At 61.3% G+C, this 26,323-nt stretch carries 26 protein-coding genes; 1 reads left to right on the forward strand and 25 read right to left on the reverse strand.

The features are described from left to right. Window positions 1-27: 27 nt before the first annotated feature. From ACP_RS04845 to meaB, 8 genes are all read right to left on the reverse strand, one after another. Window positions 28-1,065: an Asd/ArgC dimerization domain-containing protein gene (locus ACP_RS04845; RefSeq protein ID WP_015896175.1), complete on the reverse strand. Its 1,038-nt coding sequence runs from the start codon at window positions 1,063-1,065 to the stop codon at window positions 28-30. After that, complete coding sequence (gene pssA, locus ACP_RS04850; RefSeq protein ID WP_052294881.1) at window positions 1,065-1,916, reverse strand: CDP-diacylglycerol--serine O-phosphatidyltransferase; 852 nt, start codon at window positions 1,914-1,916, stop codon at window positions 1,065-1,067. The genes ACP_RS04845 and pssA overlap by 1 nt, the downstream gene beginning before the upstream one ends. A 71-nt stretch (window positions 1,917-1,987) precedes the next feature. Further along, entirely contained in the window at window positions 1,988-2,674 is a 687-nt protein-coding gene (locus tag ACP_RS04855; RefSeq protein WP_015896177.1) for a phosphatidylserine decarboxylase family protein, read from the reverse strand. 151 nt (window positions 2,675-2,825) lie between these two features. Then, window positions 2,826-3,038: an HP1242/YdcH family protein gene (locus ACP_RS04860; protein WP_015896178.1), complete on the reverse strand. Its 213-nt coding sequence runs from the start codon at window positions 3,036-3,038 to the stop codon at window positions 2,826-2,828. 40 nt (window positions 3,039-3,078) lie between these two features. Then, window positions 3,079-3,600, reverse strand: a complete 522-nt coding sequence (locus ACP_RS04865; RefSeq protein WP_052294684.1) for a GNAT family N-acetyltransferase — start codon at window positions 3,598-3,600, stop codon at window positions 3,079-3,081. After that, window positions 3,600-4,235: a tRNA (adenosine(37)-N6)-threonylcarbamoyltransferase complex dimerization subunit type 1 TsaB gene (tsaB, locus tag ACP_RS04870; protein WP_015896180.1), complete on the reverse strand. Its 636-nt coding sequence runs from the start codon at window positions 4,233-4,235 to the stop codon at window positions 3,600-3,602. Before tsaB ends, ACP_RS04865 begins: the two co-directional genes overlap by 1 nt. After that, window positions 4,232-4,684: a methylmalonyl-CoA epimerase gene (gene mce / locus ACP_RS04875; RefSeq protein ID WP_015896181.1), complete on the reverse strand. Its 453-nt coding sequence runs from the start codon at window positions 4,682-4,684 to the stop codon at window positions 4,232-4,234. Before mce ends, tsaB begins: the two co-directional genes overlap by 4 nt. Further along, window positions 4,681-5,679: a methylmalonyl Co-A mutase-associated GTPase MeaB gene (gene meaB, locus ACP_RS04880; protein ID WP_202944491.1), complete on the reverse strand. Its 999-nt coding sequence runs from the start codon at window positions 5,677-5,679 to the stop codon at window positions 4,681-4,683. The genes mce and meaB overlap by 4 nt, the downstream gene beginning before the upstream one ends. Window positions 5,680-5,941: 262 nt before the next feature. Between meaB and ACP_RS04885 the strand changes: the two genes are divergently transcribed. Continuing rightward, window positions 5,942-7,201, forward strand: coding sequence for an AIPR family protein (locus ACP_RS04885; RefSeq protein WP_015896183.1), 1,260 nt, complete (start codon window positions 5,942-5,944; stop codon window positions 7,199-7,201). Window positions 7,202-7,291: 90 nt separating this feature from the next. On the opposite strand, the gene ACP_RS04890 is transcribed toward ACP_RS04885, so the two are convergent. From ACP_RS04890 to ACP_RS04970, 17 genes are all read right to left on the reverse strand, one after another. Continuing rightward, window positions 7,292-8,488: an acyl-CoA dehydrogenase gene (locus ACP_RS04890; RefSeq protein WP_015896184.1), complete on the reverse strand. Its 1,197-nt coding sequence runs from the start codon at window positions 8,486-8,488 to the stop codon at window positions 7,292-7,294. Window positions 8,489-8,637: 149 nt separating this feature from the next. Beyond that, the gene (locus ACP_RS04895) at window positions 8,638-9,366 is read right to left on the reverse strand and encodes a Stp1/IreP family PP2C-type Ser/Thr phosphatase (protein ID WP_041839948.1); all 729 of its coding nucleotides are present in this window, start codon (window positions 9,364-9,366) and stop codon (window positions 8,638-8,640) included. Between the two features lie 214 nt (window positions 9,367-9,580). Further along, window positions 9,581-10,006 carry an ATP synthase F1 subunit epsilon gene (gene atpC, locus ACP_RS04900; RefSeq protein ID WP_015896186.1) on the reverse strand — a complete coding sequence of 142 codons (426 nt, stop codon included), beginning with the start codon at window positions 10,004-10,006 and terminating at the stop codon, window positions 9,581-9,583. 2 nt (window positions 10,007-10,008) lie between these two features. Further along, window positions 10,009-11,451, reverse strand: a complete 1,443-nt coding sequence (gene atpD / locus ACP_RS04905) for a F0F1 ATP synthase subunit beta (RefSeq protein ID WP_015896187.1) — start codon at window positions 11,449-11,451, stop codon at window positions 10,009-10,011. Between the two features lie 23 nt (window positions 11,452-11,474). Continuing rightward, window positions 11,475-12,545, reverse strand: coding sequence for a F0F1 ATP synthase subunit gamma (locus tag ACP_RS04910; protein ID WP_015896188.1), 1,071 nt, complete (start codon window positions 12,543-12,545; stop codon window positions 11,475-11,477). 6 nt (window positions 12,546-12,551) lie between these two features. Continuing rightward, window positions 12,552-14,156 carry a F0F1 ATP synthase subunit alpha gene (gene atpA, locus ACP_RS04915; protein WP_015896189.1) on the reverse strand — a complete coding sequence of 535 codons (1,605 nt, stop codon included), beginning with the start codon at window positions 14,154-14,156 and terminating at the stop codon, window positions 12,552-12,554. A gap of 47 nt (window positions 14,157-14,203) precedes the next feature. Beyond that, the gene (gene atpH / locus ACP_RS04920) at window positions 14,204-14,743 is read right to left on the reverse strand and encodes an ATP synthase F1 subunit delta (protein ID WP_015896190.1); all 540 of its coding nucleotides are present in this window, start codon (window positions 14,741-14,743) and stop codon (window positions 14,204-14,206) included. Beyond that, complete coding sequence (locus tag ACP_RS04925; protein ID WP_052294685.1) at window positions 14,743-15,465, reverse strand: F0F1 ATP synthase subunit B family protein; 723 nt, start codon at window positions 15,463-15,465, stop codon at window positions 14,743-14,745. Before ACP_RS04925 ends, atpH begins: the two co-directional genes overlap by 1 nt. Then, window positions 15,465-15,920 carry an ATP synthase F0 subunit B gene (locus tag ACP_RS04930; protein ID WP_015896192.1) on the reverse strand — a complete coding sequence of 152 codons (456 nt, stop codon included), beginning with the start codon at window positions 15,918-15,920 and terminating at the stop codon, window positions 15,465-15,467. The genes ACP_RS04925 and ACP_RS04930 overlap by 1 nt, the downstream gene beginning before the upstream one ends. Window positions 15,921-16,178: 258 nt before the next feature. Beyond that, window positions 16,179-17,624, reverse strand: coding sequence for a GTPase HflX (hflX, locus tag ACP_RS04935; RefSeq protein WP_420794751.1), 1,446 nt, complete (start codon window positions 17,622-17,624; stop codon window positions 16,179-16,181). 23 nt (window positions 17,625-17,647) lie between these two features. Beyond that, window positions 17,648-17,968 carry an RNA chaperone Hfq gene (gene hfq, locus ACP_RS04940; RefSeq protein WP_015896194.1) on the reverse strand — a complete coding sequence of 107 codons (321 nt, stop codon included), beginning with the start codon at window positions 17,966-17,968 and terminating at the stop codon, window positions 17,648-17,650. Window positions 17,969-18,159: 191 nt separating this feature from the next. Continuing rightward, window positions 18,160-19,281 carry an SH3 domain-containing protein gene (locus ACP_RS04945; protein WP_015896195.1) on the reverse strand — a complete coding sequence of 374 codons (1,122 nt, stop codon included), beginning with the start codon at window positions 19,279-19,281 and terminating at the stop codon, window positions 18,160-18,162. Between the two features lie 376 nt (window positions 19,282-19,657). Continuing rightward, window positions 19,658-21,295 carry a glucose-6-phosphate isomerase gene (gene pgi / locus ACP_RS04950; protein ID WP_015896196.1) on the reverse strand — a complete coding sequence of 546 codons (1,638 nt, stop codon included), beginning with the start codon at window positions 21,293-21,295 and terminating at the stop codon, window positions 19,658-19,660. Between the two features lie 123 nt (window positions 21,296-21,418). Then, the gene (locus ACP_RS04955) at window positions 21,419-22,852 is read right to left on the reverse strand and encodes a phosphoglucomutase/phosphomannomutase family protein (protein ID WP_015896197.1); all 1,434 of its coding nucleotides are present in this window, start codon (window positions 22,850-22,852) and stop codon (window positions 21,419-21,421) included. 82 nt (window positions 22,853-22,934) lie between these two features. Then, window positions 22,935-24,038 (reverse strand): mannose-1-phosphate guanylyltransferase, encoded by a 1,104-nt coding sequence (locus tag ACP_RS04960; protein ID WP_015896198.1) that lies wholly within the window; start codon window positions 24,036-24,038, stop codon window positions 22,935-22,937. Between the two features lie 18 nt (window positions 24,039-24,056). After that, a complete protein-coding gene (locus tag ACP_RS04965; protein WP_015896199.1) occupies window positions 24,057-25,001 on the reverse strand; it encodes a type I phosphomannose isomerase catalytic subunit in 945 nt (314 codons plus the stop codon). Window positions 25,002-25,139: 138 nt separating this feature from the next. After that, window positions 25,140-26,153, reverse strand: coding sequence for a YncE family protein (locus ACP_RS04970; RefSeq protein ID WP_148215241.1), 1,014 nt, complete (start codon window positions 26,151-26,153; stop codon window positions 25,140-25,142). Between the last annotated feature and the right edge of the window lie 170 nt (window positions 26,154-26,323).

Raw genomic sequence — 26,323 nt, forward strand, 5'->3', positions numbered from 1 at the left:
CCCCGGGGCCTGAGCCCCGGGCAGTCCCTACTGCACCTTGCCCTTGGGCCGCAGGCGCTGCAACTCCATGGCACAGGCCACAGCATTCAGGCTTGCCAGCTTCAGATTATCGAGCGCCACCCACAGCCAGAACTGGCGCGTAGCCTGCGGCTTATCCTCGGCGGTGCGCAGCCTCACCAGCACATCGCTCTGCCCGGCTGAGCTGAGATTGGTCGGCGCATCCGCATCGCCCAGAATCAGGTCGATATGCTCGCCCTGCAGCGCGGCTTCCATGTGCTCCAGTTCAACCGCCTGCTCCATCTCAATCGCCAGCGACAGCGTGTAGCCATGAAAGACCGGCGCATGCACCAACTGCAGCATCACCGGATGCTTCCCTGCCCGCAACAAAGAGTAATGCCGCCGCATGCGGCTCTCGCTCGCCTGCAACGGCGTGCGTGCCGCTTCGCCAAAGACCGGCGTCGCATTGAAGGCCACCTGCGTGTCATAAACCATGCGCGGCAGCGACTGAAAGTTCAGCAGGGTCACCGTCTGCTGGTGCAGCTCATCCATGCCGGCACGGCCATACTCTGAGGCCGGCTCCAGCACCGTCGCCGCGGCGCAACGCACCTTGCCCAGTTGCTCCACCCTCTGCATCAGCAGCGCCAGCGCCACCGCCGCGGGATTTGCCGACACCAGGGCCGGAGTCGTCAACCCGGGCATCTCCGCCGGAGCTTCGCCTGCCTCCTGCAGCCACGGCGCGCGCAGCAACACGCCCGGCTCGTTCTCCATGGCGCCGGTCAGGTCCACAATGCTGGCTCCCGCCTTCTGGGCGCTGTGCCAATGCTTGCGCGTGGCCTCTTCTGAACCGGCAAAGAAAACAAAGTCAGCGCGCCGGAAAGACTCCGGCTCAATCCGCTGGATCAGGGCGACTTCATCGCCCACCGCCTCCAGCTGGCCGATCTGCTCCTCCTCGTCCATCAGGACAAAGTCGGCGTTGGCAAAGGGAGATTCCGCAAGCGCTTCATTCAGCTCCTTACCGCGAAGAGACGAAGCGCCGACAATAGCGATTTTGTATAGGTCTGGCATCAATGGGTCGTAGTATCGGGGTCCCCGGCGACAGGTCCTGGTCGCTGGGGTGAGTTATCACTCAAAACTTGGGCGTGTGCTCCTCTGCGATGCCGCTGCCAGGAATACGCAAGCCGGGCAATCACGCCTGAAAACATATAGGCCAGCGCCATGGCCGCCAGCACGTACCTTGAGAAGAAGACCAGCGCATACATCACCAGCCCAAACAGTACTATCCACTGGAAGGGCTGGCGGCTATTGAAGTTGATCTCTTTGCCGCTCCAGAATCTCCAGGTGCTCACCATCAAAAAGCCCAGAAAGCCCACCAGCACCATCCAGGTAATGGCCACCGCACTCATTGAGACCGGAATACCGCCAAAGAAATGCACCACGGCGGCAATTACCCCGGCCGCTGCCGGAATCGGCATGCCGACAAAATACTTGCGCCCAGGCCGGCCCGGATTTTTGGGCACCGGATTATGGCTGATATTAAAGCGCGCCAACCGGCTCGCCCCGCACAGCAGAAACAGGAAGCACAGAAACGCGCCAAACTGCACCAGCTTCTGATGCAGGCCCGCGTCCATGGCCGAGGGCAGCATCTGAAAGCCCCACGTAAAGGCCAGCACGCTCGGCGCAACGCCAAACGTAATCACATCGGCCAGCGAATCCAGCTCGCGCCCAAAGTCGCTGGTCGTGTTCGTCATGCGCGCAATGCGCCCGTCCAGCGCGTCAAACGGAATCGCAAACGCAATCGCCAGCGCCGCGTGATCAAAATACTTCGGCTCCAGCGCCGAGCCCTGCAGGCTCTGGGTAATGGCAAAGTATCCCGCGCCGATATTCGCCGCCGTAAATATCGACGGCAGAATATACATGCCGCGCCGCCGCTTGCGGTCGCGCTTGCCGTTCTCTCCGGATTTCAGGCCAGGCAAGGGTGCCAGTCCATTCAAATCGGTCTCTCCGTCGATGCCAGCGTTCCGGGCGCCGTGGGTGCCGCTGCCAGCACGCCTGCTCCTTCGGCCGCACGCGCCAGAATGGTCGATCCCCCGCTCACGCGCTGCCCCTGCCGCACCAGAATCTCAAACCCCGGCGGCATCAGAATGTCGGTGCGCGATCCAAACTTGATCAGGCCCACGCGCTGTCCGCGCTCCACCCGGTCACCCACGCGCTTGGTGAATACGATGCGCCGCGCCAGCAATCCGGCAATCTGCTTGAAGGTGATTTCATAGCCCGCATCGGCACGCACCACGACCGTATTCTGCTCGTTTTTCTTTGCGGAGGCCGGGTCCATCGCGTTCAAATACAGACCTTTCTGATAGGCAACGCTCGCAATGGTGCCAGCCACCGGCGAGCGGTTCACATGCACATCAAAGACGCTCAAAAAGATGCTGATGCGCTGCAACTCGCCCTGCGGCGTGCGAATACGCGCCACCTCGGTCACCTTGCCGTCCGCAGGCGACACCACCAAGCCCTCGCCCCCCGGAATCGCCCGCTTGGGATCGCGGAAGAACCACAGGAAAAACGCCGCCAATAGCAGCGGAAGCACAGCCCAGCTCCATCCGCCTGTCAGCAGATGCACAATCACTGCCACAACCAGCAGCGCCAATCCGTAAAAATATCCGTCTCGTACCATGGCTCAGAACAGACTCGATTATAAGTCTTCGCTTCCGGCACGCTGCGGCATTTCGCCCAACCGGCACGGTACTCCCGGCTGGCAAGGCACAGGAATGCCCCATACCTTGCCACACCGCAAGTCTCTCAGGAGTTTTAGAAGTGGTTCGCCGTCAGGCGTAATGAAGCTGTGCGCCCAGGGACTGACGGGCCGCAATTTCGTCTTTAATTCGGAGTTTGATCTTCTTGAGGCGGACTTCCTCAAGCTGTTCGTCTTCTGAGAGGTAGGGTTTCGCGAGCAGAGCTGCGAGCTGTTGCTCGTAATGGCGATGTTGATCTTCCAGGCTGCGAATCACTTCGCTGGCCGCCTTCTGATCTATATCCATACACAGCACCTCCGGTACTACTTTTCTAGGACGTCCTACGCTAGCACCCGGTTAGCTCTTCTTCAATGGCTTTTTGCGGTCGATTTTCCACCGCCCGCAACTCTTTCGCCATCAGCACCGCGTCCTCTTCAGGATCAAGATAATAGCGCCGCCGCAATCCCGCCTGGCAAAACCCGGCCCGCCGGTAAAGCGCCTGCGCTGCCTCATTTCCCGCCCGCACTTCCAGCAGAATGCGCCGTCCGCCCAGCCCGCTGGCCCATTCCTCCAGCGCCTGCAGCAACCGCCGCGCCACGCCCCGGCGGCGAAACGCATCCTCTACGGCGATCCACTCCAGCTCGCAGGCATTCTCCACTCCGTCCACGAGCAGCCGTGCAATCACCACCCCGGCCCCGCCGCCCTCCTGCCCAGCCACACACGCAAAATAGCGCAGCGCCGCCGGCCACTCATCCGGGCGCAGCAGCGACTCATACGTTTGCGCGGACCAATGCGGCGAACCCGGCGTCTTGCGGTCGAGTTCCATCACCCACGGCAGATCGGCCGCCTGCATGGAACGCAGCTCCATCAACGCGCGGCCCCATCCGCCACCACCTCGGCTTGCGAACGCCGCAGGTAGTGCGCGTCCATCGCGGCCAGATCGTCAAACTCACCCCGCCGCAGACGTTCCAGCGCCAGCCGCAGGGCGTCTTCCGCCGTAGGAGCCGCCACCCGCCGCGCCCCCGGCAGGCTGCGCGCCACGCTGTCTTCACAGCACGCCACATCCGCCTCCGCCACCTGGGCCCGCACCTCATCGGGATGCAGTACAGCCTCGCCGCTCTCCTGCCCGGCTTTGCCGAAATACACCTCACCGCGCCCGGCATCGAGCGCCGCAGCCCGGCTGCCCGCCGCATGCGCCAGCACCTGCAGGCGCGAGAGCCCCACCACCGGCAGCCGCGCCGCCTGTGCCAGTCCCTTGGCTGTGCTCAGCCCCACGCGCACGCCGGTAAAGCTGCCCGGCCCGCGCACCACGACGATGGCATCCAAATCCTTCACCGCGAGCGCATGCGTCTCCAGCAGCGCACGAATCGCCGGCATCAGCATCTCCGCGCACGACCTGCCCGCAAGCAGCCTCTGCTCAATCAGCCGCAATGCGCGCGCGTCCACCTCGGCCAGCGCCACGCTGCCTTCCGCTCCACACGTATCCACCGCCAGCACCCTCATGCCGTCTCGCCCTCATCCACCGCCACAGGCTGCACAATCTCCAGCAGCACTCCGCCCGCGCTGGCCGGATGCACAAAGAAATACAAATGCCCGCCCGCGCCCACCTGCACCTGCTCTGAGATCAACCGCACGCCGCGCTCCTTGAGCCGCTGCATCGTCGCCGCAATGTTTTCCACCCGCAGCGCCACATGATGCAGCCCCTCGCCACGCTTCGCCAAAAATCGCCCCACGGCGGAATCCTCCGCCGTCGGCTCCAGCAACTCAATGCGGCTCTCGCCCAGCGGCAGCATCGCCGTCTTCACGCGCTCGTGCTCCACCGTTTCTTCATGCGTTACTTGAAGTCCCAGCGCCTCATAAAACAACCGCGCCTGGGCAAGGCTCTTCACCGCAACGCCCAGATGGTCAATGCGAATCTCCGGCAGCTCGCCAATTCCTTCAATCTGTCTCATTGCTTGCGCCCCTCATCCACCGCGGAAAATCGCTCGGCAACCAGTCGATGCACTAGCGCATACGGGTCCTGCTTCCCCCGCTCCACCTGCCGGGCATAGGTCTCCAGCTCCTGCTCTGAAAATCCATGCTGCCGCACCTCGCGCAGCAGCTCCGTCCGCATCATCTCCACAATGCGCTCCCGCCAATAGCGCCGCCGCCGCTTCGCCAGCCGGTCTTCCTGCTTCAGCCACGCATGCATCCCATCGATGGCCGCCATCAGCTCCGCCACACCCTGCCCGGTCGAGGCCACCGTGCGCACCATCGGCGGAACCCACACATCGTCCCCCGCGTGCTGGCTCACCAGCGACTGCATCGCGCGAATCTCCTTCTCCACGCGATCCGCGCCCTCGCGGTCGGCCTTGTTGATGACGAAGATATCGGCAATCTCCATGATGCCGGCCTTGATGCTCTGCACGTCGTCGCCCATGCCTGGCACCAGCACCACCAGCGTCACATCGGCCAGGCGCACAATGTCCACCTCGTCCTGCCCCACGCCCACCGTCTCAACCAGCACCTTCTGCTTGCCGCTCGCTTCGAGCACGGTCACCGCATCGGCTGTCGCCTGTGACAGCCCGCCGAGCGAGCCGCGCGTCGCCATGCTGCGCACATAAATGCCGGGGTCGCTCAGCCGCTCCGCCATGCGAATGCGGTCGCCCAGAATCGCACCGCCCGTAAAAGGGCTGGTGGGATCGACAGCCAGCACCCCAACCGTCTCCTCGCGCTCGCGATACCCCCGCGCCAGACGGTCCACCAGCGTACTCTTGCCCGCGCCCGGCGAGCCGGTCACGCCAATGCGCAACGAACCGCCGCTGTAAGGAAAGCACGCCGACAGCACCGCATGCGCATCGGCGGAATCATCTTCCACCAGAGAAATGGCACGCGCCAGCGCACGCACATTGCCGCCGCGCAGGCGCGCCAGCAGCTCATCCACAGCATCGGTTGCGATCAGGGCCACTCCCTTCTTTACCACAGAAATGCCCTTGATCGCTCACAGATTGGGGCAGCGCTCTCGGGATTTGGAGTTCTGAATGCAAGGTCTCAACAACTTACTATCTGGCTTAACTCCGGGCTCAGAGCGAATTCTGTAGCCCAGTACTCACGCAACATATTTCCATTGACATCTAAACCAGATGATGTATTATTTTCGCAGTTTCGGACGCACCGTCGTCGAGAGACTGAATACATCCGCCACATCGCTGGCGAGAGAGAGTACGAGAATGACTGAACCTACTTCCGTTGTTTTGCCTTTCCTTACAGCACGCAAGCTTCAGGATCCATTCAATCCCAAATCCATCCTGACATACGAATTTCGCGTCGATACTCGTTACATCCCAGACCTCCCCACAGACGCAAACGCACGCCCTTCAGATGCGGCAAAAAAACGCCGGGTCTACAAGTCGGTGCGGAACGCCGCACTTGACGGGGCACTTGACCCCGACGAAGATGCGACTCCGGGACTGTTTGGCTACAAGCATCTTGGCATCAATGTCATCGCTGAGTCAGTTGAAGAACTAGACAACAAAACCGCTGTACTTCATTTCAAACCGGGCCAAGGGGTAATGAACGGAGGACACGGCCTGGCTATCCTGCGTGAGCTACAGCAGTCGCCCGGAATAGACCAGATGCCACCGAACTTCATTAAGGTTTCTGTGGTTGTTGGATTGGACAGCAATGTGATCCCAGAAGTGGCTGGTGCAAATAACACGTCGGTACAAGTAAAAGCTCAGTCGCTATTAGAACTCAAGGGAGCTTTTGAGCCGCTAAAGGCTTCATTAAAGGGAACTAGGATCGAGAAAAGCATTCAATGGCGAGAAGGCGATGAAGGCTCGGTCAAAATCGAAGATATCGTAGCGACAATGACCTGCTTTAGAAGCGACGTATATCCAATCGGTGACCACCGTCGCACACCGCACAACGCCTATGCCTATAAAACAGGTCTCATTGACGATTTCCGCAAAGACATTGCTGGGTATCACGCGCTTGCACCGAAACTGAAGGAAATACTCGAACTTCAGGACTACATTCGGACACAGCCCAAGAGGGTCTATAACGAAACGGGTGGGCGGTTCGGCGCTTTGAAATTTGTCGATTCAATCCACACAGACTCAAAGGGAGAAAAGCGGAAGACACCACTCCCTCCATTTGTTATGCCATTCACGGGGGAAAAAGTTGAACACCGCTTGAACATGGCCGCTGTCTACCCTATCTTGGCAGCCTTCAGACAAATGATCCGAAGGACTGAGACGGGATTTGAATGGGTCACGGATTTCAAGAATGTGAAACTGCTTTGGGATGCCATAGCGGTTGAGGTTATGGATACGACAAAGGATGCTTGCGCTCAAGCCGGATACGTACTGAATGCACTCGGAAAGTCTCGCCCGCATTGGGACAATGTGCAGCGACTTATCGAGAATAAGGTCATGCGTGATCAACTGGAAGCAATGAAGGCAGCGGTCTCGCCAAACAAAGCCTCCTAGACATTGCAATGGTGGCAGGTCGGTAAAGTTGCGACCTGCCACGCTTCGCTTATTAGCCTCCCAAAGAGGCCTCTACTTGGGCGCCCAACCCTATCCCCGCGACGGACTCACCTTCAGAATCTCGCGCGCAATCACCATCCGCTGAATCTCGCTCGTGCCTTCGCCAATTGTGCACAGCTTCACGTCGCGGTAATACTTCTCCGCCGGATAATCCTTGATAAACCCATACCCGCCGTGCAACTGCACCGCCTCATCGCAGATGCGCACCGCAACTTCGCTCGCATACAGCTTCGCCATGCTCGACTCGCGCGTCACCTTGTTGCCCGCATCTTTGAGCACCGCCGCGCGCTGCGTCAGCAGACGCGCCGCATCCAGTTCCGTCGCCATGTCGGCCAGCTTCCACTGAATGCCCTGAAACTCCGCAATCGCCTTGCCGAACTGCCGCCGCTCCTTCACATACTTCAGCGAGCAATCGAGCGCCCCGCGCGCAATGCCCAGCGACAGCGCCGCAATCGAAATGCGGCCGCCATCCAGAATGCGCATCGAGTCCACAAAACCCTCGCCCAGCTTGCCCAGCAGATTCTCTTCCGGAATCTCGCAGTCCTCAAAAATCAGCTCCGCCGTATCGCTCGCACGCAGCCCCAGCTTGTTTTCCTTCTTGCCCGGGCGAAACCCGGGTGTGCCCTTCTCCACCACAAAGGCCGAGAGCCCATGCGTGCCCTGCGTCTTGTCCGTCACCGCAATCACGACCGTGACATCGGCATACGAGCCGTTGGTGATGAAGGTCTTCGAGCCATTCAGTACCCACTTGTCGCCCTTCTTCACCGCCGTCGTGCGCGCGCCCGCCGCATCCGAGCCGGAGCCCGGCTCCGTCAGTCCCCACGCGCCAATCCACTCGCCCGTGGCCAGCTTCGGAATATACTTCCGCCGCTGCTCCTCATTGCCCGCAAGAAAAATATGATTCGAGCAAAGCGAGTTGTGCGCGGCCACAATGATGCCCACCGAGCCATCCACGGCAGACAGTTCCTCAATGGCCAGCACGTAATCCACATAGCCCATTCCCGAGCCGCCATACTCGGCCGGAAAAATGATGCCCATCAGGCCCATGCGGCCCATCTGCTTCACCACTTCCAGCGGATAGGTGCTGTGCTCATCCCATTCCGAAACATGCGGAGCGATCTCGCGCGCGGCAAAGTCGCGAATCTCTTTGCGCAGTTGCTCCTGATCGTCGGTCAGGGTGAAGGGATAGGTTGCGGGCAATACTTCCTGCAGAGTCGGGGTGCTCATCGGTTCTCCTGCGCTGATTCCAGCGAAAACCTGACAGCTTAGCACCGCAACGCTGCAGTTGTCCTGCACCCGCCGCGGGAATCGCTCCACAAAACGCTGCTTTTCTGAGTTTTTTGATGAGCCTTACAGGCCGGGACCCTTCGCGGCCTTTACTCTGCGCACGCAATCAGCAGGCAGGTAATGTTGTCGCGACCACCTGCGGCATTCGCAGCCTCAATCAACGCTTCACAGGCTTCGGGCAATCCCTCGCCAGCCTTCAAATGCGCTGCCAGCTCCGCCGCCATCCTTGCATCGCTCAGCTCCCGCGTCAGCCCATCCGTACACAGCAGCAGCACATCGCCCGTCTCCAGCGCAAGCTCCTGAAAATCCGCCGCCACTGTCGTGTCCGTGCCCAGCGCCCTTGTGATCACATTCCTGTACGGGGAACGCACCGCATCCTCGGCGGAGATTTGCCCCAGCCGCACCTGCTCATCCACCAGCGAATGATCCTGCGTCAGCCGCTCCAGGGCGCCGTCGCGCCAGCGGTAACAGCGGCTGTCGCCAATGTGCGCCAGGTGCGCCACGCCGTCTTCCACCCGCACCAGCACCAGCGTGGTCCCCATGCCGAGCAGCGCCGTCTCGCGATGCGCCCGGGCAAAAATCTTTCGATTCGCCTCGGCAATCGCCTTTTCCATAGCCGCACGAGGAGCTTTCGCGCTCGCGGCCACGCACTCCACAATCAGATCCACGGCCATGCGGCTCGCCACTTCGCCCGCCGCCGCGCCGCCCATGCCGTCACAAACGGCAAACACGCGCGACTCCATGCTGTAGCGAAATGCGTCTTCGTTGTTTGCCCGCAGAGCCCCTGTGTCTGTGCATGCGGCGGCCCGTAGATTCACTCTCTGCTTCCATCCGGCCGCCAGCCCATACAATTTGCAGCGCCCTTGCCTTGGGATAACTTCGACTCGATCAACATACACGTTCTTCCCCAAAAACGTGAAGACTATATGACGAAGTTATCCATCGCATGCAACACAAAGCGACATACTCCCCAAAAGCAAAGCGGCGAAGAATCGCTTCTTCGCCGCCCGTCCTGCTCCGCTATCTTCCGGCTTATTCGTGTTGCGCGTGGCTTCCCAGCAGCATCTCCGCTTCGGCAATGCTTTCGAGCGCCGCATCATACTTGCTGGCGTCGTCGCCGGCCTGCTGCCACAGCTCTTCGCCGTGCTGCTTCAGCCCCTCGGCCGCCGTGTGATTCACCTTGTCCGGGGTGGTCGCCACCTCGGCCAGAATGGTCACCCGCTCCGGCAGCACTTCGGCAAAGCCGCGCGCCACCAGAAAGCGCTGTCCCGCGCCTTCGCCAGTCGCACCATGCACCTTCACCTCGCCCGGCCAAAGCTGGGCCAGCACCGGCGCATGGCCGTGAATCGCCTCGAAATACCCGGCCTTGGACGGCACCTCCACCGCGTCCGCCATCACATCCAGCAGAATGCGGTCGGGCGTCACCAGCCGGACCTGGATTTGCTTCTTCTCTGCCATGGCTACTTCGCCGCCTGCATCTTCTCGGCTTCTTCCAGCACTTCCTCAATCGTGCCCTTCATGTAAAAGGCCTGCTCAGGAACGCTGTCATGCTTGCCTTCAATCACTTCCTTGAAGCTGCGCACCGTGTCCGCAATCTTGCAGTAGCGGCCCGGAATGCCCGTAAACTGCTCGGCCACATGGAACGGTTGCGAGAGGAACTTCTGCACCTTGCGCGCGCGCGAAACCGTCAGGCGATCCTCTTCTGAAAGCTCGTCGATACCCAGAATCGCGATGATGTCCTGCAGGTCCTTGTAGCGCTGCAGAATGCGCTTCACGCCCTGCGCCACGTCATAGTGCTCCTGCCCAACCACGGCCGGAGTCAGAATGCGCGAGGTCGAAGCCAGCGGATCCACCGCCGGATAAATGCCCAGCTCCGACAGCGGACGCGAAAGCACCGTCGTCGCATCGAGGTGAGCAAACGTCGTTGCCGGCGCGGGATCGGTCATATCGTCGGCCGGCACATACACGGCCTGCACCGAGGTAACGGAACCCTTCTTGGTCGAGGTGATGCGCTCCTGCAGCTCGCCCATCTCCGTCGCCAGATTCGGCTGATAGCCCACAGCCGAAGGCATGCGGCCCAGCAGCGTCGAAACCTCAGAGCCGGCCTGCGTGAAGCGGAAAATGTTATCGATGAACAGCAGCGTGTCCGCGCCTTCCTGATCGCGGAAGTACTCGGCCACCGTCAGCCCCGTCAGTGCGACGCGCAGACGCGCACCGGGCGGCTCGGTCATCTGGCCGTAGATCAGCGCGGCCTTTGACTTGCTGAAATCGTGAATGTCGATCACGCCTGCTTCCTGAAACTCCAGCCACAGGTCATTGCCCTCGCGCGTGCGCTCGCCCACGCCGGCAAATACCGAGAAGCCGCCATGCTTCGACGCAACGTTGTTGATCAGCTCCTGAATCACCACCGTCTTGCCGACGCCCGCGCCGCCGAAGAGGCCGATCTTGCCGCCCTTCAAAAACGGCTGAATCAGGTCGATGACCTTCACGCCGGTCTCAAACATCTCTTCGCCCGTCGCCTGCTCGTCAAAGGCAGGAGCCTGCCGGTGAATCGGCATATGCACCTTGGCCTGCACCGGACCCATGTTGTCCACCGGCTCGCCAATCACATTCAGCACGCGGCCAAGCGTCTCACGGCCCACCGGCACGGAGATGGGGCCGCCGAGGTCAATGGCCTTCATGCCGCGCACCATGCCGTCCGTGGCTTCCATGGCCACGCAACGCACGCGGCCCTCGCCCAGATGCTGCTGCACTTCCAGAATGACGTTGATCGGCGTGGGAACGTCAAAACCGTCGCTCACCACGCGCAGCGCCTGATAAATCCCGGGCATCGTCGCTTCCGGAAACTGGACATCGACGGCCGGGCCTGAAACCTGAATCACTGTGCCAATATTCTCTGCCATAAAGCTTTCTCTCTCTCGAATCCCTATCCGATCGCGGACGCGCCGCTCACAATCTCGATAATTTCCTTGGTGATCGCCGCCTGGCGCACGCGATTCATCGTGAGCGTCAGGTCATCGATCATGTCCGATGCATTGCTGGTCGCCGCATCCATCGCGGTCATGCGCGCGGCGTGCTCGGCCGCCACTGACTCCAGCATGGCGTGATAAATCTGCGACGCCACGTACTGCGGCAGCAGCCCGCTGAAGATCTCCATCGGATCTTCCTCATACGTGTAGTCCACATCTTCGGTGCCAAACTTCTCACCCGCGCCCTCGTCTTCTTCGGCGTAGGGACTTATGCCTGCCGAGGCTCCGGCCACAGCCGCGCGCTCGCGCTCTTCGCGCGACATCTCTTCCACCGCCGCCAGTTGGCGCTGGCCAAATTCAAGCAGAGGCAAAACTTTCTCCACCACCACGCGCTGCTGAATCACGGACTTGAACTCGTTGTAGACCAGGTACACCGCGTCAATCTCCGCCTCGGCATACCGTGCCACCACCTCTTGGCTGAGCTTGTGCGCTTCGTCAAAGCTCAGGCTCTGCAGCACGCCCGGATGATCGCCGGTCACTTCGATATTGCCGCCACGGTTGCGGCGCACGCGCCGCGTCGTCCCGGTGGCCTCGTCATGCTGTTCCACAAAATCGGCAACCCCATAAGCGCGGCGGAAATGGTCCCGCGCCTTGCGGCCAATCGGCTCAATGTCGATCTGGTGGTGATCATTCTCGTGAATAAAGTTGCTGGCCGCGCGCACAATGTTCGTGTTGAACGCGCCGGCAAAGCCCTTGTCACCCGCCACCACGATCAGCAGCACGCGCTTCTCGGGCCGGGTCACCAGCAGCGGATGCTGGCGATACGCCGAGGTCGCGTCATAGGTCTCCAGCCGCCGCCGCAGCGAGTTCAGCACGCTGGCCAGCAGCGCCGCGTAGGGACGCGCGTTCATCGCGTGCTCCTGCGCGCGGCGCAGCTTGGCCGCGGAGACCATCTTCATCGCCTTGGTGATCTGGCGCGTATTCCGCACGCTGCGGATGCGTCGCCGCAAATCAAGAATGCTTGCCATGCGTTCTTACTTTCCTGCGCCTGCCGTCGCGGCAGCCTTCTCGTCCTTGTCCTTGCCGGCAGCCTGTGCCGTCTCGCTCTTCACGCGGGCATCTTCGTGCTCGTCAAGAAAGTTCTGCTTGTACTCATTCAGAGCATCCTTGACGCGGCCACGAAGCTCATCGTCCAGAGCCTTCTTGGTCGCAATGTCGTTCAGCAACTGGCGTTGCGAGGCATCGAGGTACTTGTACAGCCCGTCTTCAAACGCGCGAATGTACGGGACCTTGATGTCGTCCAGAAAGCCCTGCGTGCCGGCAAACAGAATCATCACCTGCTGCTCGGCCGAGAGCGGCTGGAACTGCGGCTGCTTCAACAGCTCCGTCAGGCGCTGGCCGCGATTGAGCTGGTTCTGCGTCGCCTTGTCCAGATCGCTGCCAAACTGCGCAAAGGCCGCCAGGTCGCGGTACTGCGCCAGGTCCAGCTTCAGCGTCGAGCCCACCTGCTTAATGGCCTTGATCGCCGCCGAGAAGCCCACGCGCGACACTGAAAGTCCTACGTTCACCGCCGGACGCACGCCCGAGTTGAACAGGTCGGTTTCCAGGAAGATCTGCCCGTCCGTAATCGAAATCACATTCGTCGGAATGTAGGCCGAAACGTCGCCCGCCTGCGTCTCGATGATCGGCAGCGCCGTCAGCGAACCGCCGCCCTTCTCCTTGCTCAGCTTCGAGGAGCGCTCCAGCAGGCGCGAGTGCAGATAAAACACGTCGCCCGGATACGCCTCACGGCCCGGAGGACGCCGCAGCAGCAGCGACAACTCGCGATACGCCACGGCATGCTTCGAGAGATCGTCATAGATGATCAGCGCATGCTTGCCGTTGTCGCGGAAGTACTCCGCCATCGCCGTCGCGGCATAAGGCGCAAGATAAAGCATCGGTGCCGGCTCTGAGGCCGACGCCACCACCACAACGGTGTAGTCCAGAGCGCCGTGCTTGGCCAGCGTCTGCACCACGCCCGCCACCGACGAGCGCTTCTGCCCGATCGCGCAATACACGCAGATCAGGTCGCGGCCCTTGCTGTTGATGATCGTGTCGAGCGCCACGGCCGTCTTGCCCGTCTGGCGGTCGCCAATGATCAGCTCGCGCTGTCCGCGGCCAATCGGGATCATCGAGTCGATCGCCTTGAGGCCCGTCATCATGGGCTCGCGCACCGGCTGGCGGTCAATCACGCCCGGAGCCAGACGCTCCACCGGGAAGCGGTCGCTCGCCGCAATCGGCCCCTTGTCGTCAATCGGCTCGCCCAGCGAATTCACCACGCGGCCAATCATCGCGTCGCCCACCGGCACGCTCAAAATCTGCCCCGTGCGCTTCACCTGGTCGCCTTCGCGAATCTCGGTGTAGTCGCCCAGCAGCACCGCGCCCACCTGGTCTTCTTCCAGGTTCATCGCCATGCCGTACACGCCGTGCGGAAACTCCAGCATCTCGCCGGCCATGCACTTGTCCAGCCCGTGCAGGCGCGCGATACCGTCGCCCAGCGAGATAACCGTGCCAACCTCATCCACGCGAACCTTAGCGTCGTAGTTCGCAATCTGCTCCTTCAGGAGCGCTGTGATTTCATCTGCTTTGATCTGAGCCATGCTTCCCTGTTCCCAAACGGGTAAATATCAATCTTTGCGCCGGTGTTCTAGCGGACAGCCAGTTGTTCTTCCAGGCGCGCGAAGCGTCCGCGCACCGAACCGTCATATACCTTGCTGCCAATCTGCACGACCACGCCGCCCAGCAGCGACGCGTCTTCGTGAAAGCTCGCGTCCACCCGGCCCTCGGCCAGCGTGCCCACCTGTTCCAGCAGCGACTTCCGCTCGGCCTCGTTCAGCGCGCGCGCGCTGGTGATCGAGACCGCCGTAATCCCCAGGCGGCGATTCATCTCTTCGCGAAATTCCTTCAGAATCTCCTCCATCGCGTGCATGCGCTCATGCTGCAGCACCACGGCGAGAAAGTTCCGCACCACCGGGGCCAGGCCCAGCTTCTGGTTCATGCGATCCAGAATTGCGACCTTTTCCTCCGCCGGAAACGACGGATCCAGAAAGACCTCGCGCAAATCCGCGGCTCCATTCCAGGTGGCCATAAAGTCGTCCAGTTGCTGCTGCACCTGCTCCAGCGGCAGATGAGCCTCGGCAACCACATCGGCAAAGGCGCGGGCATACCGCGCGGCAAAGGCGGCCATCAGTGCCTCCCCCCGTTGCGCTCCTCAGCGAGCGACTTGCCAAAATCAGCCACCAGGCTCTGGTCCATCTCCGCGCTTACCTTCAGCTCGCGGCGCGCCTGCGCCAGAGCCAGTTGCGCCGTGTAGCGGGTCAGCTCGCGCTGCGCCGCGGCGCCGGCCTGCTCAATCTCGCGCTCGGCAGAGGACACGATCCGCTTGCGCTCGGCTTCGAGCGACTCGCGCATGCGCTTCTCTTCCTCGGCGGCTTCCTGCTCTGAGCGCTCCCGGTAGCTGGCAATATCGGCATCCAGATGCGACAGCCGCGCCTCAATCGCCTCCAGGCGGCGATTCGCATCCTCGGTCGCGCTATGCGCTTCCACCAGATCCTTGGCCAGCCGCTGCGAGCGATTCTTGAACGCTCCCGGCAGCAGCTTGAAAAGGAAGTACGCAATCACCACCAGCAGCAGTCCCGAGTTGAAGTCCTCAAAAATCTGCGCCGTCGTCTCAACCGACAGATGCATGGCATTCGCCAGCTTCTGCACCGCCGGCGAATGCCGGTACTGGTCCAGTTGATGGTCCGTCTCCGGAGCATCCATCTTTTCCGTCGTCGGCCCGTTATGAATCGCCTGCTGCCCCGCAGCCTGCGCCGGGGTCACCGTCGCCGCACGCGCCATGGGCGTCGCAAAACTGCCCATGCAAACAGCCAGCGCCATCGCAAAAATGGTCTTCTGAAGTCTCCGCATTACCGTGCGCTCTCCACAGCCGGCAGTACGGCCTCCATGATTTGGTCCGCCAGGCGTCCCACGCCCGACTGCAGTTGACGCCGTGCCGCTTCGGTCTGCGCGGCGATTTCCTTCCGGGCTGCCTCCGCGCGATCCTGCGCCAGCAGGCGTGCGCTGGCCAGCACGCTTTCGCGCTCGGCGTTCCACTGCTGCAGTTGCACCTCGCGGGCGTGTTGAATCCCGGCCCGCGCCGCGCGCAGCTTGGCTTCGTACTCCTGCGACTTCACATCGGCGGCAGCAATCGCCGCCATCGCGCGTTCCACCGCACCCTTGGTCCGTTTGTACCGCTCCGCCCGCACCCGCACCAGCGGACGATACAAAATGAAGTGGTAGGCCCCTAACAAAATCAGGAACAGGATCATCGTCGGCACAGAGCCGAGCACAAGTTGACCGAGTTCGCGTAGAAGTTCTTGCATGCTTTTACCGACGTATAGTGTTGGAAGCTAAGTAGATAGGACCGCGCGGACTCCCGTTTCTAACAAAGCCCTCTGGGCTGTGTCAATCAGGATTTCTGACCCGCGCGCTTGCCCGCAACCTTGCTGCTTGACGGGTCCTTCCACCGGCGTACACTTAGAGTATCGCCTATGACCCGGTTCAGGGTCCAGCGGACCGAAGAGCTGAGAAGTCCCACCACTCTCCCCTCTCCGGTCCGTTTTGATTTTGTAGTGAAATCCTTATTTCGGCAGGGTTGCAAAACGGCGAAAACGCCCAATCAGTGACGCCGGAGCCGAGACCTTCAAAAACACCAGGTTCCCCTCAAACTCCCGGTTTCGAATCACCCCTCCGGCCTCAATCGCGGCGATCACTTCCCCCTCCGACTGCGGCACCCGCAAACGAGCCTCGACCATGGGATCGGCCTGCAGCGCCTCATCGATCCGCTCCAGCAGATCCTCAAGCCCCATGCCCGTCCGCGCGGAAATCGCCATCGGACGCCCGTGCCCCGAGCGCAATCCCTCCTGCTCCTCCGGGCTCAGCAGGTCCACTTTGTTCAGCACCTCAATTTGCGGCTTGTCACCGGCGCCCAGCTCGGCCAGCACATGCTTCACCTCCGCACGGTGCTCCTCCCGGGTCGCGCTCGAGCAGTCCTGCACGTGCAGCAGCACCTCGGCCTTCTGCACTTCCTCAAGCGTCGCCCGGAACGAGCTGATCAGCGTCGGCGGCAGGTCGCGAATAAATCCCACCGTGTCAGACAACAGCACCTTGCGCCGGCTCGGCAGCACAATCGCCCGCAGCTTCGGGTCCAGCGTGGCAAACATGCGCGAAGACGCGAGCACCCCCGCCCCCGTCAGCGCGTTAAACAATGTGCTCTTGCCCGCGTTCGTATAACCCACCAGCGCCACCGTCGGCACCGGAACCGCCTCCCGCCGCTGCCGCTGCTGGCTGCGAATCCGCCGCACGCTCTCCAGCTCGCCCTTCAGCGTCGAAATCCGCCGCTGAATCCGCCGCCGGTCTGTCTCCAACTGCGTCTCGCCCGGACCTCGCGTGCCAATGCCGCCGCCCAGCCGCGACATCTCGCGCCCCCGGCCCGTCAGCCGGGGCAGCATGTACTCCAGTTGCGCCAGCTCCACCTGCAGCATGCCCTCGCGCGTCCGCGCGTGGCGGGCAAAAATGTCCAGAATGAGCTGCGTGCGGTCAATCACGCGGCCCGGCAGGGCGTTCTCTAGATTGCGAAGCTGGGTGGGCGTCAGATTCTGCCCAAAGACAATCACATCCGCGTGGCTCGACTCGGCCACCGCGCGCACTTCTTCCACCTTGCCGCTGCCAATCAGCGTCGCCGCATCGGCGCGGCCGCGGCGCTGCTGCACTTCGGCGGCAATCTCGGCCCCGGCGCTCAGCACCAGTTCGCGAAACTCCGCCACGCCGCTCTCAAAGGCGTCATCGCTGCCGCCTTTTTCCGCCGCCCCGGGCTCCTGGTCCCCCAGCGAATCCAAATCAAGCGAATCCAGATCGGCAGACGCAGCCCTGCGAGCCATGCGCGCCGATGGCGGAACAGCAAGACGGCGCGTGCCCAGGTCCACTGAGACCAGCAGCGCGCGTTCCGGCGCGCTCGCAGGGTCCACAGTCGGCTTCAGGCCCCGTGCCATCTTGCTCCCGTCGCGATAGGCGCGGTTCTCATGCAAATCGGCAGCTTAGGCTCCCCCAATCAGGCTCCCGAGGACTCGCCCGGTGTCGAATGCGTCCCGGCCGGAGGCGTTGGGCTGATTGGCGGCGCACCATGCCCGGCAACGCCGGGGCGATGATCGCCATGCAGCACCGAACGGCTGCTCACCACCGTGGAGATGGCGTGCTTGAAAATCAATTGTTCCTGGCTGTTGTTCTCCAACAGCACCGAATATTTATCGAAGGAGCGAATTTTCCCCGTGAGTTTGACGCCGCTAACCAGATAAATCGTGATGGGGGTTTTATCTTTGCGGACCGTGTTCAGGAAGGTGTCCTGAATGTTCTGTGCCGGCTTGTTATCCATAATGCCGATCTCCTGTTCCAAAAAAGGTTGGAAGTGGTACTGCCTGAGGTGCGACAAGTGAACCGCCGTTCGCACCCTGATCTGTGTGCTAACAACATAAGTGTTTCAGCTAATTGCAGGCAATGGAGGAACCGCCATTTTCTTCATCGGGCGAAACATCCACTGCTCCCGTCTTAGATGCAGATCCGCACTCAGCGTTTCTTTCGATGACGCCCGCCGCGGCTCTTTCGTGTGGATTTCTCCGCCGCATTCACTGAAATCCGCTCCGGCCCGCTGATTTTTCGCACCATCACGCCGTCCATCCGGTAGGTCACCGTCTCCAGCGGCCCCGGGTCCACCTCACCCGTCTTCGCATTCAGCGTCAGATTCCGGTTCAGCGATACCTCAAACGAAAACACCGGGGCCACCCGGTGATCCACCGTCTGCTGGCTCACCTTTACCGGGAAAAATCCCTCGATGTCGTGCTCGCGATACGCCAGCTCATAGCGATGCCGCTTCATGTTCCAGGTGAACACCCGCACCTGGTCAAAGTCGTAGGGCAGCCCCTGCTGATACGGAGCCAGCACCGTCAGATACTCCCCCACCTCATGATTCGGCGTGTCGGCCTCGGCGTCATTCACCGTCCGCAGCAGATATCCGCCAATCATCCGGTCGGCTCCAGACAGCACCGCGATGCTGTTCGGCACATCCGCGGTCAGCGCGCTGGCTCGCACCCAGCCCGTGCGTCCCTGGCTGTCGCGCACCAGCCAATAGTCCTCCATCGGAGGAGGCGGCGCCGGCGTCCCTTTGTCCAGTTCTGCCTGCTGACGCTGCCGCAAAATTGTCAGCGTCGATTGCGGCTTCAGCACCGACGCCCGTCGAATCAAGTCCAGCCTGTCATTCACCGGCAGCAGATAATAGTGCGGAGTATCCCGCCCCGGCGCGTCATGCAGATAGGAAACCTCTTCGAGCCGCGCCTTTGCCACCCCAGTGGTCTCCGCATACTGGCGTCGCAGCGCGTTGAACTTGTCCATCTCCGGCTGGTCAATGATGTAGTACTGCTCAATCCAGCCCACCTTGCCGTTCGGAGCCTTCACCCGATAGAAGCGTGTCTGATGATCCAGCACCTGCAGCCGCTGCCCATTCGTCACTTCTGTGACAAAATTGGCCACCGGAGCCACGCGGTCCCGCAGAAACGTGTGCTCTGAGGCGACATAAACATATTGCTTGGCGATAGGAGAGCGCAGATGGCCGCAGCCGCTCAGAAAAGCGAGAGCACAGACCATCGGCAGAAGAATAGAAACAGGACGAGCCCCAGCACAGAAAGACTTCATGAGAAGCAGTCAGCCTTATCAGCGAGCATAACACCACCCTATCAATGCGGCTGCGGCCCGCGCCTGCACACAGAACTTCCGTCACCACCCGCGGCTCGCCGCCAGCGTCAGACCTGCCGGAAATTCACTCCCAAATTGCTAATCTTGAAATAAGGAAGAAAAACAGAGACGAAAGCTGCTCTCATACTCCCGAATCCAGCAGTTCCTTCATTGCACCAGAACAAGTGCAGAATTCTTCACTCTCGGGCAGAGTAAGAGCCAAGATCAGCGTTGAAAACAAAGGACTTACGAGACTAACCTCCCGTAAGTCCAGTGCTTTCAACCACTTCTGAGACGTTAATAGTAGTTCTTTTTGCGAAGCAGGCGCCACGCCAGGCTAGCCCCGCAGCTCCTTGTAGCGCGTGATCAGCGTGTTGGTCGAGCTGTCATGCTTCAGCTCCGCATCGCCTTCCAGCTCGCCGGCAATCTTCTTCGCCAGCACCTTGCCCAGCTCCACGCCCCACTGGTCAAAGCTGTTCACCTGCCACACCACGCCCTGCGTGAACACAATGTGCTCATAGAGCGCAATCAGCTTGCCCAGCGCCTCGGGCGTCAGCTCCTTGAGCAGCAGCGTATTCGACGGCCGGTTGCCCTCGAAGACCTTGTGCGGCACCAGCCACTCCGGCACGCCCTCGGCCTTCACCTCTTCGGCGGTCTTGCCAAAGGCCAGCGCCTCTGACTGCGCAAACACATTCGCCATCAGCAGATCGTGATGATTGCCCAGCGGATTCAGCGTCTTCGCAAACCCAATGAAGTCGCACGGAATCAGCTTTGTGCCCTGGTGAATGAGCTGGTAAAACGAGTGCTGCCCGTTCGTGCCCGGCTCGCCCCAGTACACCGGCCCGGTCTGGTAATCCACCGTCGCGCCGCTCAGCGTCACGTGCTTGCCGTTGCTCTCCATGGTGAGCTGTTGCAGATACGCCGGAAAGCGCTTCAGGTATTGCTCATAGGGCAGAATCGCCACCGTCTGCGCATCAAAAAAGTCGTTGTACCAGACCGAAAGCAGGCCCAGAATCACCGGCAGATTCTTGTCAAACGCCGCCGTCCTGAAGTGCTCATCCATCGCATGGAAGCCCGCCAGCAAACGCCGGAAGTTCTCCGGGCCCACCGCCAGCATCGTCGAAAGGCCAATGGCCGAGTCCATCGAGTAGCGGCCGCCCACCCAGTCCCAGAAGCCGAACATGTTCGCCGTGTCGATGCCGAACTTCGTCACTTCCTTCTCATTCGTCGAGACGGCCACAAAGTGCTTCGCAATCGCCTTCTCGTCCTTCAGGCTCTCCAGCGCCCACTTCCGCGCCGTGTGCGCGTTCGTCATGGTTTCGAGCGTGGTAAAGGTCTTTGACGAAATGATGAACAGCGTCTCGTCCGCGGCCAGATCCTGCGTGGCCTCGGCAAAGTCCGTGCCGTCCACGTTCGACACAAACCGGAAGTTCATGTCGCGGCGGCTATAGTGCTTCAGCGCCTCATAAGCCATCACCGGCCCCAGGTCCGAGCCGCCAATGCCCACGTTGATCACGTTCTTGATCGGCTTGCCCGTGAATCCCTTCCACTCGCCGTTGCGCACGCGCTCGGCAAAGGCCGCCATGCGGTCCAGCACCTCGTGCACGGCCGGCACCACGTTCTCGCCGTCCACCTTGATCGTCGCGCCCTTGGGCGCGCGCAGCGCCACATGCAGCACCGCGCGGTCTTCGGTGATGTTGATCTTCTCGCCCCGGAACATCGCATCGATGCGCTCGCGCAGCCCGCTCTCTTCGGCCAGCTTCAGCAGCAGTTCCAGCGTCTTCGCCGTGATGCGGTTCTTCGCGTAATCGAGGTAGATGCCCTCGGCCTCCAGCCGAAACTTCGTTCCCCGCTCCGGATCGGCCGCAAACAGTTCGCGCAAATGCTGGCCGCGCAATTCCTCGGCGTGGGCAGCCAGTGCCTTCCAGGCAGAAAGCTGGGTCAGAGGAGTCTTCGCTGCAATCTCATTGCTCATTTCATTCTCCGTATGTGCTCAAGTGGAAGCAGGGCCTCGATGCGCCCCGATTTTCCCAACCATCTCTTGGATTCCCATCGGCCAAAGAGCGGTTCTACTTTCGCCGCGTCCCCATCCAGTCTCTTAGTCCAGGCTGTGCAGCGCAAACTGCCGACCGGCTTCGAGCAGTTTCTGCACCGACTCCTTTGATCCGGCCTCGGAATATATCCGCAGCAGCGGCTCCGTACCCGAGGCGCGCAGCAGCAGCCACGTCCGCGCCGGGTTCTCCACTCCCTCCGCCGCCGGATCATCCACGATGAACTTGATGCCATCCAGCGTCTCGACCGATTGCACTGCCATTCCGGCAAACTCCGCCACGCCGGCCTTGGCCTTGGCAATCGTGGCGTTCTTCAATGCGTCCGGAATATGCAGATCGATGCGTCCATACTGGTGCTCGCCATACTTGGCCTGCAGTCCCGCCACCAGCTCGCCGAGCGTCTTCTTCTCCTCGGCCATTACGTTGGCCAGCAGCAGCGCGTTCAGCAGGCCATCGCGCTCGGGCAGATGCCGCTGAATGCCGATGCCGCCCGACTCCTCGCCGCCCATCAGAATGTCTTTTTCCAGCATCAGGTCGCACACATACTTGAAGCCGATGCCATGCTCATAGAGCCTGCGTCCATGCCGCTCGCAGATGCGGTCAATCATGCCCGTCGTATTGAAGGCGCGCGTCACGTCGCCCGGCCAGCCCTTGCGCTCCAGAATCCACTCCAGCAGCACGCTGAAAATCTTGTGCGGATCCACAAAATTGCCATGCTCATCGGTCGCGCCAATGCGGTCCGCATCGCCATCCGTGCAGAGCCCGGCCTGGCAGCCGCTGGCGACCACCGCCTCGCCCAGCGCGCGGATATGCGGCTCAATCGGCTCAGGATTGATCCCCGGAAACAGCGGATTCGCCTCCGAGCGAATCTCGGTAAAAGCCACGCCGATCTTCGAGAAAATATCAGCCAGAATGCCGCCGCCTGCTCCATACATGCTGTCGATGCCAAACTTCAGCCCCGACGCGGCAATCAGCGGCAAATCGGCAAAGGCCGAGATCGCCGCCACATACTCCGGCACAAAATCCGCTTCTTCTATCTTGGCGGCCTCTGCCTTCGGCAGAGGTTTGCCCAGCAGCCCGGCAATCTCGCTCATGATCGCGGGCCGTCCTGACCCTCCATACCACGCCTTGTACTTCACCCCATTCCACTGCGCCGGGTTGTGGCTTGATGTAATCATCACGCCGCCCGCCGCGCCCCGCGCGCGCACGGCATAGGAGAGCGCCGGCGTCGGTGTCACGCGATTCGCCAGCGTCACCGGAATCCCCGCCGCCGCAAGCACTTCGGCGACCGTCTGCGCAAAGGCACGCGAGCCGAATCGCGTATCCCAGCCGATGCATGCGCCGCGTCCCGCTTCAGGATGCGCCAGTATGTAATTCGCAATCGCAGCCGCAGCCAGCCGCACATTCTCAAAGGTGAAGTCTTCCGCGATGACACCGCGCCATCCATCTGTGCCGAAGCTGACAGGATATGTCGTTTCCATTCGTATCCATTCGGGTTGCGGGCTCCGAAGGAGCCCGGGGAATGAGGACTGAAGTCCGTGAGAGGGAAGAAGTTTAAGCGCTTTAGATCAACTCGCTGCGGCCATCGCTGGCCAGTTGCTTCACAACCTTGCCGACGTCCTGCGCATGCTCGCGGGTGGTCACCAGCAGGGCATCCGCGGTCTCCACCACTACCAGCCCCTCCACGCCGACCAGGGCCACAGTCTTGTTGGGGCTGTACACATAGTTGCCCTGCGACTCCAGCACAATGGAGCCGCGCGTTTCAATCACGTTCTCCTGCGCATCCTGATTGCCCTGCCCGGCCTTGAAGTCGTACAGGGCAGACCAGGAGCCAAGGTCATTCCAGCCGAACTCGGCCGGCAGGCAATAGAGTTGCGAGTGGTGCTCGCCCTTGGCCGAGCGCGGCTCCAGAATCGCGTAATCCACGCTGATGTTCTCGCACTCGGGATATACCCGCGCAAACACTTCGTCGTAGTGCGGCGTACCCCACGCGGCCACAATTTCTTCCAGCAGCGGAGTCATCTCCGGCAAATGCTCGCGCACGGCGTTGGCCATGGTCTTCGCGCTCCACACAAACATGCCGCTGTTCCAGTAGTAGTTGCCCGCCGCCAGAAACTCTTCCGCTCTCGCCCGATTCGGCTTCTCGGTGAAGCGGCGCACATGCAGAATTCCGTCTCGAAGCGCCTCGCCCGTCTCAATGTACCCGTAGCCCGTCTCGGCATGCGTGGGCTGAATGCCCAGCACCACCATGTTCTCGCCCTCGGCCGCCAGCGCCACGGCCCGTTGAATCGTCGCCACAAACGCGACCTCATCGGCAATCACATGATCTGAAGGAAACACCCCCAGCACCGAGTCCGGAGCAATTTTTTCCAGCAGCAGCGCCGCCAGTCCGGCAGCCGGAGCCGTATTGCGCGCCGCCGGCTCGCACAGCACCTGTTCTTCAGGAACCTTGTCGAGTTGGCAACAAATCTTGTCCGACAGTAGATCGTTGGTAATCACCCAGGTTTTTCCTGAGGAGGCCAACGGCTCGAGGCGGTCAATTGTCCGCTGAATCATCGTGCGTTCGCCGTCCAGCGCGAGCACCTGCTTGGCCTCAGCACGGCGGCTGCGCGGCCAGAAGCGGGTTCCACTGCCACCCGCGAGAATAATAGGTCGAAAGTCGATCATGTGAAATCCGAGTCTAACTTAAACTGCTACCGGTACGATGCGAATTGCTTCTGACCGGACAGAGCAATGTACACGAATCGAAGTACAGGCTGGAATCACTGCCAGTTGCCATGGCTGCACCGCCACAGACTCCCAGCCCTCGCCTTGAATCTCCAGGCTGCCTTCCGTGCAAAACAGCATCTGAACACGATCCAAAGCTTCCCCAAGCCCGGCCGGAGCCTGCCCGGCGTCGAGCGGCCACTTTTCCACCCGGAAGTAGTGCTCATTCACCAGCACCGAATGATCGCCTTCCGCCACGGGAACCACCTTGCCCGCGCGCGTCGTCATCCGGGCCGCTTCCATGGCCAGGTCCACATGCAGTTCGCGCGCGCTACCGTAGTCATACATGCGATAGGTCAGGTCGCTGGTCTGCTGCGTCTCCAGAATCACCGCACCCGGCCCAATGGCATGCACCGTGCCCGCATCGACATAAATCATGTCGCCCTTTTTCACCGGCAGCCACGTCATATAGTTTTCGAGCGTTGCGTCGTGAATGGCCGCGCGAATCTGCTCCGGCGTGCTGCCCGGCTTGAGGCCCAGCGCCACGCTCGCGTCCGGCTGGGCATCAAGCGCATACCAGCACTCCGTCTTGCCGCGCGGAAATCCATGCTTCTGCGCCAGCGCATCGTCAGGATGCACCTGCACGCTCAGCTTTTCCTTGGGGAAGAGCATTTTGATCAGCAGCGGGAATTCACCCGCAGCCGCAGCTTCACCCAGCAATTCCTTTGGGTGCTCCGCAGTAATGGACTTCAGGGTCTGGCCGGCAAAAGGGCCCGTCTCGGCAATGCACATCTCGCCGGTAAGCCACACTTCTCCGATGGGTTCGCCGGTCGTGCGGTAGTCATACCAGGGGCGTAAATCCTGAAATCCCCAGGGCCTTGTGCGAAAGAAGGGAGCCAGGCGAAACGGCGCAATCGAGCTCATGCTTTCAGTATGCCCGATGCCAGGACCCGCGCGCCGGGGTCGCAATCAATTTGCAAGGTTGCAACAGACAGCGCATCACGCAAAGTAAGTGGGGGCGAGTCCATGACTAGCCCCCACTTTCTTCTTTGAACAACCTTGTTACTTCGTGATTTCCAGAACCTCAAAGGTTCCCGGAACCATCTTCGGCCAGCCATGCTTCGGGCGCGGACCAAACTTGGCCGCAACCGTGAACAGCTTGCTGCCATCCGGCATCATCGCCATCGTGCGGGCGCTGCGCGCCGTCGGCAGAGTCTCGACAGTCGTGAAATGGTTCGGCGAGTCTTCGTGAATGATCGTCATCGTGCCGCTCTCGCCGCTCGATGCGATGGCATACTGCCCGTTCGCCACAAAGCGCGCCGCATCGGGGCCGCCGCCAATCTTCGGCGTCGCAATCACCTTGCCGGTCTTCGCATTCACAATCGCCATCATGCCGTTATCGCACACCGAAAACAGGCGCTCGTGCTTGATGTCAATGGCCAGCCCTGAGGGCGATTCGCAGGGCTTCAGATTCCACACAGCGGTAATCTTGTGCGTCCGGGCATTGAGGCGCACGATCTGGCTCGTGCTCTCCAGGTTGTCATAGATATTGCCCTTGCCATCGCTCACCGGAAACTCCGGCCGCCCAGGCAGCGCGACATTGGCGAGCACTTTCTTTGTGCGCGCGTCAATCACTGTGGTGCTGCTGCTATGTCCATTAAAGGTCCAGACGCTATGCGTGTAAGGGTCAAACACCACTCCGTCCGGGCCTGGCTCGGTCGGAATCGTCTCCTCCACCTTGAATGTCTTGCGGTCGAAGACGGCCACATCGTTCGCGCCGCCGTCCGTGATGAACCCGGTCTTGCCATCCGTGTCAAAGACCACGCCGTGCGTGCCCTTGAAGCCCGTCATGTCGGCAATCAGCTTGCCGGTCTTCGAGTTCAGCACCATCACCTGGTCGCGACGAGTGATGTAAAGGTCATGGCTAACCGGATCCACCCCCATATAGTCCCAGCCCGAATCCCCACCCGGCTGCCACTTCGCGGCGACGTGATAGGGACCCTGCGCCACGGCCGCGCTGGCGGCGGTCAAAAACAACGCGGCAGCGGCTACCAGGCCACACTTGGCCATCTGCATCTTCTTCACTCTGATCCTCCTCGCTTGCATGCAAAAACCGTTAGAGTCGCGTACTGCCCTGCTATCGTAAGACCAGAGCATGAAAGCAACCTGAATGCCAAACTCCGGCCTTTCAATGTGCCAATTTACGCTCCCGTCATTCAGTGGCCATCCAGCCGCCGCCAGGTCTT

It is taken from the genome of Acidobacterium capsulatum ATCC 51196 (assembly GCF_000022565.1).
Lineage (GTDB): Bacteria > Acidobacteriota > Terriglobia > Terriglobales > Acidobacteriaceae > Acidobacterium > Acidobacterium capsulatum.

Excerpts from the sequence above, each read along its gene's own strand:
- ACP_RS04945 (WP_015896195.1), bottom strand. The coding sequence starts at position 19,281 with ATGAAGTCTTTCTGTGCTGGGGCTCGTCCTGTTTCTATTCTTCTGCCG.
- atpD (WP_015896187.1), bottom strand. The coding sequence starts at position 11,451 with ATGGCAGAGAATATTGGCACAGTGATTCAGGTTTCAGGCCCGGCCGTC.
- ACP_RS04885 (WP_015896183.1), top strand. The coding sequence starts at position 5,942 with ATGACTGAACCTACTTCCGTTGTTTTGCCTTTCCTTACAGCACGCAAG.
- ACP_RS04960 (WP_015896198.1), bottom strand. The coding sequence starts at position 24,038 with ATGATCGACTTTCGACCTATTATTCTCGCGGGTGGCAGTGGAACCCGC.
- tsaB (WP_015896180.1), bottom strand. The coding sequence starts at position 4,235 with ATGAGGGTGCTGGCGGTGGATACGTGTGGAGCGGAAGGCAGCGTGGCG.
- ACP_RS04970 (WP_148215241.1), bottom strand. The coding sequence starts at position 26,153 with ATGCAGATGGCCAAGTGTGGCCTGGTAGCCGCTGCCGCGTTGTTTTTG.
- pssA (WP_052294881.1), bottom strand. The coding sequence starts at position 1,916 with ATGTATATTCTGCCGTCGATATTTACGGCGGCGAATATCGGCGCGGGA.
- ACP_RS04925 (WP_052294685.1), bottom strand. The coding sequence starts at position 15,465 with ATGCGGAGACTTCAGAAGACCATTTTTGCGATGGCGCTGGCTGTTTGC.
- mce (WP_015896181.1), bottom strand. The coding sequence starts at position 4,684 with ATGAGACAGATTGAAGGAATTGGCGAGCTGCCGGAGATTCGCATTGAC.
- ACP_RS04855 (WP_015896177.1), bottom strand. The coding sequence starts at position 2,674 with ATGGTACGAGACGGATATTTTTACGGATTGGCGCTGCTGGTTGTGGCA.
- ACP_RS04860 (WP_015896178.1), bottom strand. The coding sequence starts at position 3,038 with ATGGATATAGATCAGAAGGCGGCCAGCGAAGTGATTCGCAGCCTGGAA.
- ACP_RS04910 (WP_015896188.1), bottom strand. The coding sequence starts at position 12,545 with ATGGCAAGCATTCTTGATTTGCGGCGACGCATCCGCAGCGTGCGGAAT.
- ACP_RS04955 (WP_015896197.1), bottom strand. The coding sequence starts at position 22,852 with ATGGAAACGACATATCCTGTCAGCTTCGGCACAGATGGATGGCGCGGT.
- ACP_RS04930 (WP_015896192.1), bottom strand. The coding sequence starts at position 15,920 with ATGCAAGAACTTCTACGCGAACTCGGTCAACTTGTGCTCGGCTCTGTG.
- ACP_RS04890 (WP_015896184.1), bottom strand. The coding sequence starts at position 8,488 with ATGAGCACCCCGACTCTGCAGGAAGTATTGCCCGCAACCTATCCCTTC.
- atpA (WP_015896189.1), bottom strand. The coding sequence starts at position 14,156 with ATGGCTCAGATCAAAGCAGATGAAATCACAGCGCTCCTGAAGGAGCAG.
- atpH (WP_015896190.1), bottom strand. The coding sequence starts at position 14,743 with ATGGCCGCCTTTGCCGCGCGGTATGCCCGCGCCTTTGCCGATGTGGTT.
- atpC (WP_015896186.1), bottom strand. The coding sequence starts at position 10,006 with ATGGCAGAGAAGAAGCAAATCCAGGTCCGGCTGGTGACGCCCGACCGC.
- ACP_RS04965 (WP_015896199.1), bottom strand. The coding sequence starts at position 25,001 with ATGAGCTCGATTGCGCCGTTTCGCCTGGCTCCCTTCTTTCGCACAAGG.
- ACP_RS04845 (WP_015896175.1), bottom strand. The coding sequence starts at position 1,065 with ATGCCAGACCTATACAAAATCGCTATTGTCGGCGCTTCGTCTCTTCGC.
- ACP_RS04865 (WP_052294684.1), bottom strand. The coding sequence starts at position 3,600 with ATGGAGCTGCGTTCCATGCAGGCGGCCGATCTGCCGTGGGTGATGGAA.
- pgi (WP_015896196.1), bottom strand. The coding sequence starts at position 21,295 with ATGAGCAATGAGATTGCAGCGAAGACTCCTCTGACCCAGCTTTCTGCC.
- hfq (WP_015896194.1), bottom strand. The coding sequence starts at position 17,968 with ATGGATAACAAGCCGGCACAGAACATTCAGGACACCTTCCTGAACACG.